The 11,361-nt window shown below is 60.7% G+C and carries 9 protein-coding genes; 3 read left to right on the plus strand and 6 right to left on the minus strand.

The annotated features are described in order from the left end of the window. Positions 1 to 43: 43 nt before the first annotated feature. Complete coding sequence (locus RY113_RS11045; protein ID WP_315914581.1) at positions 44 to 946, minus strand: ABC transporter permease; 903 nt, start codon at positions 944 to 946, stop codon at positions 44 to 46. A 2-nt stretch (positions 947 to 948) separates the two neighbouring features. Beyond that, on the minus strand, positions 949 to 1,890 hold the full coding sequence (locus RY113_RS11050) for an ATP-binding cassette domain-containing protein (RefSeq protein ID WP_315914582.1): 942 nt from the start codon (positions 1,888 to 1,890) through the stop codon (positions 949 to 951). A 401-nt stretch (positions 1,891 to 2,291) separates the two neighbouring features. On the opposite strand from RY113_RS11050, the gene RY113_RS11055 reads away from it, so the two are divergent. Then, entirely contained in the window at positions 2,292 to 2,525 is a 234-nt protein-coding gene (locus RY113_RS11055; RefSeq protein ID WP_315914583.1) for a phosphatase PAP2 family protein, read from the plus strand. On the opposite strand, the gene RY113_RS11060 is transcribed toward RY113_RS11055, so the two are convergent. Further along, the gene (locus tag RY113_RS11060) at positions 2,522 to 3,721 is read right to left on the minus strand and encodes an MFS transporter (RefSeq protein WP_315914585.1); all 1,200 of its coding nucleotides are present in this window, start codon (positions 3,719 to 3,721) and stop codon (positions 2,522 to 2,524) included. The two genes, RY113_RS11055 and RY113_RS11060, sit on opposite strands and share 4 nt — an antisense overlap. A 113-nt stretch (positions 3,722 to 3,834) precedes the next feature. Then, positions 3,835 to 5,517 carry an ATP-binding cassette domain-containing protein gene (locus RY113_RS11065; protein ID WP_315914587.1) on the minus strand — a complete coding sequence of 561 codons (1,683 nt, stop codon included), beginning with the start codon at positions 5,515 to 5,517 and terminating at the stop codon, positions 3,835 to 3,837. 214 nt (positions 5,518 to 5,731) lie between these two features. Between RY113_RS11065 and RY113_RS11070 the strand changes: the two genes are divergently transcribed. Together RY113_RS11070 and RY113_RS11075 are read left to right on the plus strand one after the other, a co-directional pair. Further along, positions 5,732 to 7,042 carry a sensor histidine kinase gene (locus RY113_RS11070; RefSeq protein ID WP_315914589.1) on the plus strand — a complete coding sequence of 437 codons (1,311 nt, stop codon included), beginning with the start codon at positions 5,732 to 5,734 and terminating at the stop codon, positions 7,040 to 7,042. Between the two features lie 61 nt (positions 7,043 to 7,103). Next, positions 7,104 to 7,760 (plus strand): response regulator transcription factor, encoded by a 657-nt coding sequence (locus tag RY113_RS11075; protein WP_315914644.1) that lies wholly within the window; start codon positions 7,104 to 7,106, stop codon positions 7,758 to 7,760. Between the two features lie 18 nt (positions 7,761 to 7,778). On the opposite strand, the gene RY113_RS11080 is transcribed toward RY113_RS11075, so the two are convergent. Then, entirely contained in the window at positions 7,779 to 8,153 is a 375-nt protein-coding gene (locus RY113_RS11080; RefSeq protein ID WP_315914591.1) for a hypothetical protein, read from the minus strand. Between the two features lie 216 nt (positions 8,154 to 8,369). Next, a complete protein-coding gene (locus RY113_RS11085) occupies positions 8,370 to 11,300 on the minus strand; it encodes an NPCBM/NEW2 domain-containing protein (RefSeq protein WP_315914593.1) in 2,931 nt (976 codons plus the stop codon). Between the last annotated feature and the right edge of the window lie 61 nt (positions 11,301 to 11,361).

Consider the following 11,361-nt stretch of genomic DNA (forward strand, 5'->3'; position numbering starts at 1 on the left):
ATGAGCTTAAGTTCCCGGCAGATGCGCCGGACTCCAGCTGGTCCTAGACGTCACGAGTCTTGAGGGAGATGATGGCCGGGATCATCAGCACAGCGATCCAGGCGAGGAAGATCAGCCCACCGGACAATGGGGAGATGTAGGCTGCCGTCTCACCAATTTCGAGCATCCGGCCACCTGCCACGCTGGGCAGGTACTGCGGCACGTACTTCCAGAAATCACCTGGAACCAGGGTAAGCAACGGTGCCGCGATTTGCACCAGAAAGAACAGCGCAACAAGGACAATAATGCCGCCAGCGGAGCTGCGAAGCAACGTACCAAGGGACAGGCCGGCCAGTGAAACACCCGCAACATACACACCGGCCATGAGCATGCTGTACAGCACCCCGTCCATACTCAGCGACAGCTCAATGCCGTAGGCCCCCATGATGGGGACGGAGATCAGGAACGTGACAAACGCTGCCGCCAGGGTCAGCACGTAGGAGACCACCACCAGCACAATCGCCTTGGCGAAGAAGGCCGGCAAACGCTTGGGCACGGCCGTCATGGTGGAGCGGATCATGCCGGTACCGAACTCGGAGGAGATCAGCAAAACGGATAAAGCACCCAGAATCAGGATGCCCAGCTGCAGGCCCGCAATGGGAGTGTTATAAAGAAGAATCCCTTGTCCCTTGGCCAGCTCTATGGCTTGGTCCAGCGTCATCTTGCTTGCACTAGGATCAACACCGGATCCCCGACCTGACGACCCAAAAGACATGATGTTTTCAATGATGACTCCTCGCAGCCAGGCGGCCATGGTGCCAACACCCACCACTGCCAGGAAAGCGAAAGCGAGCAGCAACCGTGTGGAGCGCAGAGACCGGAACTTGATCCATTCGCTGCGCAGGACACCGCCAAAGGACACCCAGCCGCCTGTGTGCCTAGGCGCGGAAGTCGAAATCGTACTCATGGTTAGCGTTCCTTCACAGCAGCAGGAGCATTGGAGTCAAGTTCTTGGGAATGGTATTCCACCGAGTCCTTTGTCAGGTCAAAGTAGGCCTCCTCCAAGGAGGACGTCAGCGGTGTCAGCTCATACACGAGCACCTGATTTGCCAGGGCAATACCGGCGATCTGGCGGGCATCGAGCCCGGTGACCTCCAATGTTTCATTCTCGTGGCATGCCACTGTGACGCCGTTCCGGCCCAGCAGCTGGCTCAGCCGGGTGACCTCTGAGGTACGCACGCGTACCTTGCTTTGCGAAGCGCCAGCAAGAATCTCGGCGATCGGCGCATCAGCAATGATCAATCCGCGGCCAATCACAATCAAGTGGTCTGCAGTCTGCGCCATCTCACTCATGAGATGTGAGGACAGAAACACTGTTTTACCTTCAGAGGCCAGGTATTTCGCCAGATTTCGCACCCACAGCACGCCTTCGGGGTCCAGCCCGTTGACAGGCTCATCCAGGATCAAGGTCTGGGGATCACCCAGCAGTGCCGAGGCAATACCGAGCCGCTGGCCCATGCCAAGCGAGAATCCGCCGGCTTTTTTCTTGGCTACCGCGGCCAGGCCTGTCATGTCGATGACCTCGTTGACCCGGCTGGTGGGGATACTGTGTGTAGCTGCCATAGCCAGCAGGTGGTTGTAGGCGCTTCGTGAGGTGTGCACGGCCTTGGCGTCCAGCAGGGCGCCCACCTGATGCAAGGGATCGCGGTGTTTGACGTAGGGCTTGCCGTTCACGGTGACGGTGCCGGCAGTGGGCTTATCCAATCCCACGATCATTCGCATGGTGGTTGACTTGCCTGCACCGTTCGGGCCCAAGAAACCGGTCACTATTCCGGGCTTGACGGTGAACGTGACACCACCAACCGCCGTCTTGGCACCGTAGCGCTTGGTTAGGTTTACTGCCTCAATCATGGTGCGTTCCCCTTGTGTTGAGCCCACAACGCGTGCGGCGTTGCGTATGAATCTATTACAACCGTACGCAACACCTTCCCCATTTTCTTCTATCTCAGGGATGATTCAGGGTTTGCTCAGGGTAATCCCAAGTGATGACGTGTTGTGCACGCCCGCCCTTAGACTGGCCAGATGCCTTCATCGTCTGCCCTGCACCCCCTGGATCGGCCACGCAATCAGTTGCTGTAGCTCTGGGTACCGGCCCTGATCCTGCTGGTGACCGGCGCTGTTCTGGTGTGGGCCACGGGGAATAACCCGCCTTTTCAAAAGTACGACGACGGCTGGTACCACCTCATGGTGTCCTCACGTTCACAGTGGCTCACCGGTGCGACGTAGTGCTGAATGTTGTGGGCAGTGCGGGAATGGTTATTTACAGTGCCGCGTTCTTCATGGTGCTTTTACGGCGCCATTGGCGGCTGGCCCTGTTCACGGCAGGCGCCATTCTCAGCCTGGCCATGATGTACAGCCACACATATTTGGTCGTTCACTGGCTATCAGACACCGTGGCCGGGGCAATGCTAGGTGTTGGTGTCACCCCGTTACTGTGGGCAGCCATGAGCAATAAGTACCTCCCGCGGAATATTTCTCCAGCTTAGTGCTTGACTGACTCAAACTCTGATGCGGGCAGCGGTTTGGCCGCCGGTGCGGTCAGCAGTGAGGCAATGATGGCCACGGCAATGGCCAGTAGCGCCCAGCGGATCGTGATGTGATCGCCCAGGAATCCCAGCAGTGGCGGGCCTGCCAGGAAGGCCACATAGCCAATGGTGGAAACCACTGATACCCGGGCTGCGGCCCGGGCAGGATCGTCCGCGGCGGCGCTCATGCCCATAGGGAAACCCATGGCGGCACCGGCGCCCCACAGTACGGCACCTACGCCGGCCAGCACCATGTTCGGGGCAAAAACAAAGATGACAAGGCCCACCAGTGCCGAGCCTAGGCTGCCGTACAGCACGGGAACGCGGCCAAAGCGGTCAATGAAGCGCCCGCCGAAGAACCTGAACAACGTCATGGAGGCAACGAAGACGGCGAACATGATGGCGCCTTGGGCTTCCGTGGAACCGAAGCCGTCAACACTGGCCTTGGCAATCCAGTCATTGGCGGCTCCTTCCGTCAAGGCCGCACCGAGCACCACAAGCCCCACCATGAGCGTGCGCTTCTCCGTCCACGCGCTGCGGCCCTTATGGGTCTTGACCGCGGCATCCGCGCGGCTTCCGCTGGTGGGTGTCTCGGGCAGGAACATCCGCGGCACCAGCACCATGGCTAGGCATACGCCCACCACAATCACCAACAGATGCAAGGACATGCTCACATCCAGGGCGGAGAGCCCCGCGCCCACTAGGGCGCCAATCAGCGCCCCACCACTGAACCCTGCATGAAATTGCGGCATAATGGTGCGGCCCAGGTGGCGCTCCACATCGGCACCCTCAATATTTTGGGCCACGTCCCACAGCCCAATGCCAACACCAAAAAAGAACAACCCGGTAGCGGTGAGGGACACATTGTGCTGGAACAGAGCCAGGGCAATGATGAGGCCGCCAAAGGACGCGGCGAAGCCACCAACACGAATGGTGTTGGCCGTGCCAATCTTCGCCACCACGCTTCCGGCCAGCGGCAGGGCAATTACGGAGCCGGCTGCAATGGTCAGCAGCAGCAGCCCCATTTCCCCGGCGGTCAGCTCAAGGATGCGGGTGACGGCCGGGATCCTGGCAGCCCAACTGGCAAACACGAAGCCGTTGATGGCGAACACGGCAAAGGTGGCAATGGCTGCGCGGCGGACCGCTTGCTGATTCATGATGTGTGGTTCTCTTTACGCAGGGGCTATTCGCCCGGGAACAAGGTTTGAGCCACGAATGGTAGGCACTGAGGCAACTCTAGTACCGGAGACGCCGGGTTGGTATCTACGGCTTAGCGGGCGCGCTCCACCCGCTTTTCGTCCCACACAGGTTCCTCGGATTCGTAGACCTTGCCGTCTGAGCCGAACACCAGAAAGCGGTCAAAGGAGCGGGCGAACCAGCGGTCGTGGGTCACCGCCAAAACAGTTCCCTCGAATGAGTCGATGGCCTTTTCCAGCGCCTCAGCGGAGTGCAGGTCCAGGTTGTCGGTCGGTTCATCCAGCAGCAGCAGCGTGGCTCCGGAGAGTTCCAGCAACAGGATTTGGAAACGCGCCTGCTGGCCGCCGGAGAGTGAATCGTACTTTTGTTCGGAGCTGGCGGCCAGGCCATAGCGGTCTAGCGATGCCGCAGCAGCTTCACGCCCTAAACCGGAGCGGTGCTCGTCTCCGCGGTGCAGAATGTCCAGTAGAGTCCGGGTCAGCAGGTCTGGCCGGGCATGCGTCTGGGCAAAGAAGCCGGGCCGGATGCGGGCGCCGAGCTTGACGTTGCCTTCATGCGGAACGGGGGCAATGGTGACATCGGAAACCGGCTCATGTTCCTTGTCCGGATCCGATCCTCCGGCCGCCAGAAGCCGCAGGAAGTGGGATTTGCCGGAGCCATTGGAGCCCAGCACACCAACCCTGTCACCAAACCAGATCTCGGTGCTGAAGGGTTTCATCAACCCAGTGAGCTCCAACTTGGTGGCGACAATGGCGCGTTTGGCGGTGCGCCCGCCCTTGAGCCGCATCTTCACATTCTGTTCAATGGGCAGAGCCTCAGGCGGACCCTGCTCCAGAAACTGGGACAAGCGTGATTGTGCGGCCTGGTAACGGTTGGCCATGTCGGAGCGGAAAGCGGCCTTGTTCTTATACATATTGACAAGTTCCTTGAGCTTGATATGCTCCTCGTCCCAACGCTTGCGCAGCTCCTCAAAGCGGGCGTTGCGGTCCTCACGCGCGGTCACGTATGATTCAAAACCGCCGCCGTGCGTCCAGCTGGAGGCGCCGTTGATGCCCGGTTCAAGGGTGACGATCCTGTCTGCGGCATTGGCCAGCAGCTCACGGTCGTGACTGACAAACAGTACCGACTTATCGGAGCCAGCCATCTTTGCCTCAAGCCATCGCTTGCCGGGCACATCCAAATAGTTATCCGGCTCATCGAGCAACAGGAGTTCATCCGGGCCGGAGAACAGTGCCTCCAGGACCAGCCGCTTCTGCTCACCACCGCTGAGTGAGGCCGCCTTGCGATATTGGGCGGTATAGAAATCCATGCCCATGGCAGCCATGGTGACTTCGTCCCAGGTGGTTTCCATCTCGTAGCCGCCAACATCACCCCAATCGGCAATTGCTTGGGCGTAGGCCATCTGGCTGGGCTCGTCGTCGCGCTCCAGCATGGCCAGTTCGGCGTCATCCACAGCCTTGCCAGCCGCGGCAATGGTCGCCGACGCCACCGAGAGCAATAGCTCACGCACCGTGCTCTCGTCGCGGACCTGGCCAACAAACTGGCGCATGATGCCCATGCTTCCGGAGCGCGATACGGCTCCTTCATCGGCCTTGATGTCCTGGCAGATGATGCGCAGCAAGGTGGTTTTACCTGTGCCGTTAGGGCCAATCAAAGCGGTTTTACTGCCGTCGGAGACGCGGAAATTCACCCCGTTCAGCAGCTGCCGGCCGTCGGAGAGAAAGTAGTCAATGTTTGCAACGTCAATATGTCCCACTTGGCAATTCTCCCATCTTCTGAGCCCACTCCCTGCCCGCTCTTTCCGAACGCGTCCATCCGGGAGAAATGGTCGTTTAGCTCCCCGCTAAGCGACCATTTCTCCCGGATGAATTCAGGCACGGGTCCGCATGAGCCGTGGTGGGGATATCCCTACCTTGTAAAGACCGGCTGGCATGATGGTTTCAGCACCCCGCCGCGGCAAGGATTGAATCATGATGAACAGCACTGCATCCCTGCCCCGAACCTCGTGGGCCATTTGGCGGCCTGCCACGTGGCGCCAAATCGGCACTGACCTCTTCTATATCCTGCCCGGATTCTTAGTCTCTATTGCTTCCTTCACTGCGCTAACGGCACTGTTCACCCTTGGCTTGTCCACGATTGTCGTCTGGGTGGGTCTGCCGGTTCTGGTGGCCTGTCTGGCCACAGCCCGCTGGTTTGCCAACCTCAACAGGGCCGCGATGAAGCGTTGGGCCAGCAGCATTCCCCCAGTGCATTACCGCCCCGCACACCGCTTCACCATCAGCGGCATGTTCAAGAACCTCGCAGACCCGCAGCTGTGGAAGGACTTCGCGCACGGCTTCCTCGTGGCGTTTCCGCTACGCACAGCTACATTTGGCGTGGTCCTGAGCATCATGGCGGCCATTCTCGGTGGATTGACCCAATGGTTCTGGCTGCGTTTCTTGCCCGCGGATAACACCTCATTGGCTGCTCTCATCGGCCTTGATAGGTTCATGGGCGTCAGCCCCACCGTGGCGGAGGGCATCCTTGGCGTGTTTTACGGCATCGCGCTGCTCCTGTTGTTCCCTTTCATCACCCGACTCTTGGCGATGGCGGACGCCGCCGTTGCACGTGGCCTGCTCACAAACGAGAAGGCTGCACTCCGGGCACGCGACGAAAAGCTAACCACCAGCCGCGCCCAGGTGGTTTCGGAGGAAGCAAGCACACTACGCAGAATTGAGCGGGACCTGCACGACGGCCCGCAGCAGCGGCTCATCCGTTTGCAGATGGACGTTGAGGCGGCCCAGCGCCGCATGGATACCGACCCCGCCGCAGCAAGGGAGCTCATGGATGGGGCACTGGAACAGAGCAGGGAGGCCCTGAATGAGCTACGCCAGCTTTCCCGCGGGATCGCCCCGCCCCTGCTGGCCGATCGGGGCCTGCGTGCCGCTGCCGAGTCTTTGGCCGCCCGCTCCACAGTTCCCGTGAGCGTTGCCGGCAGCCTTGAGCCGGGGGCCCGGCTGCCGCAAAGCGCGGAGAATGCCGCCTATTTTGTCATTTCCGAGGCTCTGGCAAACGTTTCAAAGCATTCCGGGGCATGTCAGGCCGGCCTCTCACTTGATGCCACGGCCGCCACGTTGGTCGTTGAGGTCATTGACGACGGCGTTGGCGGCGCCCATGTGGGCAAGGGGCATGGGCTTTCCGGCTTGGTTGACAGGCTTGCGGGTGTGGATGGTTCGTTGGAGATAATAAGTCCCGACGGCGGACCCACCACCCTGCGCGTGGACATCCCCCTGCATGGCTGAGACGGCCCTGGCAACTGCCCCAGCAACAGAGCTCGGGAACCGCCGGCAGTACGCTGGAGCCATGCGTGTTGTTCTTGCTGAAGATTCCGTGTTGCTCCGTGAGGGCTTGGTCCGCCTGCTCGAGGAAATCGGTACGGAGGTGTGCGCAGCAGTGGGTGACGGCGTCGAATTACTCAAGGCTGTCGATGAGCACCTCCCGGATCTACTGATCACGGATGTCCGCATGCCGCCCGCGCACCGGGACGAGGGACTCAAAGCAGCCCTTCAGGTACGGGCAAAATATCCAGCGGTGGCGGTCCTCGTACTCTCACAATATGTGGAGTTGAGTTATGCAGGCGAGCTCCTTGCCGGCGCCACAACCGGCGCGGGTTTGGGCTATTTACTCAAGGACAGGGTGGCCCGCTTTGAGGATTTCAGCGACGCCGTCCACCGCATTGCGGCAGGGGCCACGGTGATCGATCCTGAAGTTGTGGGAGCGTTGCTGGCAAACCGTGGTGCCACCGATCCAATCAGGAAGCTGAGCCCGCGCGAGGCACAGGTGCTGGAACTGATGGCGCAGGGCCTGACCAATGCTGGCATCGCCAAGACACTTGTGGTCAGCGGTGGCGCAGTGGAAAAACACATCAGCGCCATCTTCATGAAGTTGGGACTGCATCAGAGCAGTGACGACCACCGCCGGGTCCTTGCGGTTCTGCACTTCCTGCAGAAGCGCGGCTAGGCAGCAGCCCTGCAAACGTCAGTATTCATTGCCGTACTGGTAAGGCGGGTCCATGGTGAAGCAGGGTGAAAAGGACATGACCCGCACGAGGTGGTGCTTTTCTGAATAATCTATGCCGTGGCTATACCCCGCAGCGTTCGAGATATCAACAACCGTCATGCCTTGGGCTGTGGTGCGCTCAGCCACGTCCCAGTTACCTTTGTCGGTCCAGGTTTTCTTTATCTTTTGCACATAGGCAGGTCCGTCCACCCCGTCCTGCAAGTAAGCGGCTATTTGTCCTGTCCACGTGTATTCCCCATCGCTACAACCGAGCAAACTGGATGTCTCGTTTTGCTTGACCTCCACAATGTCCTCCGGGGCAATGACGGCAATTATTTCCCGCTCATTTCCCATAGTGGTGCTCTTCGCGGTCCGCAAATCCGCAGCAGGCTTTTCAGCTTCTTGGCTGGGGAAACAGCCCGACGTCAAAAGCATCGCGCACACAGCAGCTTTCGCACCCGACGAATCCAAGCGCCACCCTAATGGTTGCATGGGAAAGGGTGCCGGATTCCGGCAAGCAGTGAATCCTGCCCCGAAACCCGGCACCCTTTACTTAGTCCCTATTGCTGTTTAGGCACGACGGCGGCGGGTGACGACCAGCCCCACACCACCTCCCAGCACCAACAGCAGGGCAATGCCTGCCGGCAGCAAGACGCTGGCACCGGTGTGGGCCAGCTCGTCGCTGTCGCTGATGGACGGCGCACTGGAGGTTGGCGGAGCGGTGGGAGTTGACGGATCGCTCGGCTCCGGAGTTTCGCTCGGCTCCGGGGTCTGGGTCGGTGTCGGTGTCGGTTCCGGCACCTCGATCGGTGCAATCACGGCTTCAACCGTAGAAGCAGCAACCAGACCGGCCTGATCCGTGGCACGGTAGGCGACGGAAACTCCGCCGTCCGTGGCCTTGATAGCCGAGGTGTACGCCTGCCAGGTGGCGCCGCCGTCGGTGGAGTATTCCACCGACGCAATGCCGGAACCCGCATCGCTTGCGTCCACCGTGACGGTGCGCGCATCCTCATCCACAACCGCAGAAACCGTCGGCAGCTGCGTGTCAACCTTGGCGGTGGCTGTTTTGGCCGGTTCACGGTTGCCTGTGGCGTCCGTGGAGCGGAAATCTACCGTGTTCTCACCCTCGGGCAGTGCCACGGGCACCGTATAGCTTTCCCAGGCCCCACCGTTGAGGCGGTACTCACTCGAGGCCACCTTGTCATTGTCGGTTGCGCCAAGCGTCAACGTCGGGGCGCTGGTGTACCAGCCGGACGCCGACGGCGTACCCGAGAACGTTGCCGTGGTCACCGGAAGTTCGGTGTCAGCGTCAGCGCAAACCAGCTTTGGGCTGCCCCAGTCGCCGTGGGCGCCGTTGATGTTGCCACCGGCTGGCGGGTCAACACGGAGTTCAAGGGATTTCACACCTGCCAGGTCTACGTCCACGTGCTGCGGCGCGGTGCCTGCCGTAGACGGGTTGGACGTCCAGCGCTTGACCCCGTCGGTCCAGACGGAGAACACCACGGTTCCGGCAAAGGGGTCCTGCATGAACGCATCCGAGCTGAAGTTGCTGCAATTTGCGGCAAGGTTGTAGCTCAGGATGGACGAAGCATGCACGCCCAGTCCCTTGGCATAGACAGGCTTCTTGTTCGTAGCCGGGTCGGTGTAGTTCGCCGTCAGGGGCACATCCGCGTCTGAAGCGTAGTCCTTCACGCCGGAGTCAATACCAATGACGCCATAGCCTACCGAGGCATTGGTCCAGGCAATGTCGGAAAGCCAGTTGGTACCTGACGGCGGCACAGCTGGCAGCGGGTCGACAGTGCTGCTCACCTCACCTGGAACCGACCAGATTTGGTACAGCGGATTGTCGCCGCAGCTGTCCACAGTGACGGCACCGCCGGTGGGCGTACCCACGCAGAGGGCAGCCGAGTCGCTGATCAGCTGGCCGTTCTTCTTGTAGCCAATGCTCTGCGCATCCGCACCGGTGCAGTCACTGAGCACCAGCTTTGAGCCCCTGATCCCGGCACCATCAACGGTGGCGCACTGGCCCAGAACCTGCAGGCTGCGGTCGGCGCCACGGACAAAGCGCTGGGCTTCGCTACCGTTGCAGTTTTGCAGTGTCACAGCAGCACCAGGCGTGGCAGCTGCTGCGGACGCATCAAGGCAGCGGGTTTCCTGCGGCGCCATGATCTGCCCCGATGGGGCGGCAAAAACAGCTCCGTCAACGGGTGTGACCCGCAACAGCTCTGTGGCATGCGAACCCAAAGAGGCGCTGAAGGCGCCAGCGGTGGTGGACTTTTCACCGGTCCACACATTGCTCACTTCGTAACTGCCGCCGGCTGCGAAACCGAGCTTGGCCGCCGTCGTACTGACAGTGGCCTGTGCCCCGGAACGGTTGAACAGGCTCACTGCGAAGCTGCCGTCGGACAGCGGGCGGTACATGACTTCGCCAGTGCCGTCGCTGCTAACCAGGGTGCCTTGAATGCCGGCAGGGTCCTGGTCAATGGCAATCATGCCCGGATGCTTAAGGTCAGCCAGGAAACTGTCCGGGATGGCGGTGATGTCAGTGCTCAAAATCAGCGGCGAGGCCATCATGGACCACAGGGACAGCTGTGTCCGGGCCTCGACGGGGCTCACGCCGGCGTTGCCGCCAATGATGTAATCGGGGTCGTTCCAATGACCCACCGAGGCGAAGCGCTGGATGGGCTTGTTGTAGTCGTAGTTGCGCATGATCCCGGGCCAGCGGCTCGTGCTGGGGTTGGCCGTGTTGTAGACATCGATGTCCCACGATTCACGCCACAACTGGCTCATGTCCCCGGACCAGTCCATGACCGAATACCAGGCCGGCAGCTTGGTCGGGATGGAGAAGTAGGCCGGTGCTGAGTTGGAAAGCATCATGGGACGGCCGCTGTCTTTGATGGCCTGTGCTTCCTCGAAGTAGATCCGCTTGTACGTCTGCTCCTGCGTTTCCCCCGCGACGGAGGGGACGTTGCAGCCGTCCATCTTGACGTAGTCCACACCGAAGCTGGCGAACAGTTTCATGTCCTCATCAAAGTGCCCATAACTGCCGGCGTAGTCGCCACCGGAGCACGTCACGGTCCCTGAGTCTTGGTAGAGGCCATATTTCAGGCCCTTGCTGTGGATGTAGTCCCCCAGCGCTTTCATTCCTGACGGAAAGGTTTCCGAGCGGGTTTGCAGATCCCCGTTGGCGTCCCTGTCCTTCTGCATCCAGCAGTCGTCCACCGTGACGGTGTCATAGCCTGCCTTGTCCAAGCCCTTGGCCACGATGGCGTCGGCCTGGTCCCTGAAAAGTTGCTCATCAATGTTGCACATGTTGTGCGCCCAGTTGTTGTATCCCATGGGCGGGGTGAGCGCCTGTGCGTAGTCAGCGTCGCCCGCGGCTGCGGTCTCCGGGGCCGGGGCTGCTGTTGCTGGGGCGGCGACCATGCTTGGTAGCACGGCCATCCCCATCAGTGCTGCCACGGCGAGTGCTGTGGCGCGGTATTTTGGCTTCCAGGTCATAAATCAAGCCTGCCTTCCTTGGTTGTTGTTCGTGCGAAAAAAGTGCCGGCCCGTGCAGAGA

This window comes from Arthrobacter sp. lap29 (assembly GCF_032458965.1).
Taxonomy (GTDB): domain Bacteria; phylum Actinomycetota; class Actinomycetes; order Actinomycetales; family Micrococcaceae; genus Specibacter; species Specibacter psychrochitiniphilus.

Bases quoted from the DNA above. Each gene is read 5' to 3' on its own strand.
- RY113_RS11045 (WP_315914581.1), bottom strand. From the start codon at position 946: ATGAGTACGATTTCGACTTCCGCGCCTAGGCACACAGGCGGCTGGGTG.
- RY113_RS11050 (WP_315914582.1), bottom strand. From the start codon at position 1,890: ATGATTGAGGCAGTAAACCTAACCAAGCGCTACGGTGCCAAGACGGCG.
- RY113_RS11055 (WP_315914583.1), top strand. From the start codon at position 2,292: ATGGTTATTTACAGTGCCGCGTTCTTCATGGTGCTTTTACGGCGCCAT.
- RY113_RS11060 (WP_315914585.1), bottom strand. From the start codon at position 3,721: ATGAATCAGCAAGCGGTCCGCCGCGCAGCCATTGCCACCTTTGCCGTG.
- RY113_RS11070 (WP_315914589.1), top strand. From the start codon at position 5,732: ATGATGAACAGCACTGCATCCCTGCCCCGAACCTCGTGGGCCATTTGG.
- RY113_RS11075 (WP_315914644.1), top strand. From the start codon at position 7,104: ATGCGTGTTGTTCTTGCTGAAGATTCCGTGTTGCTCCGTGAGGGCTTG.
- RY113_RS11080 (WP_315914591.1), bottom strand. From the start codon at position 8,153: ATGGGAAATGAGCGGGAAATAATTGCCGTCATTGCCCCGGAGGACATT.
- RY113_RS11085 (WP_315914593.1), bottom strand. From the start codon at position 11,300: ATGACCTGGAAGCCAAAATACCGCGCCACAGCACTCGCCGTGGCAGCA.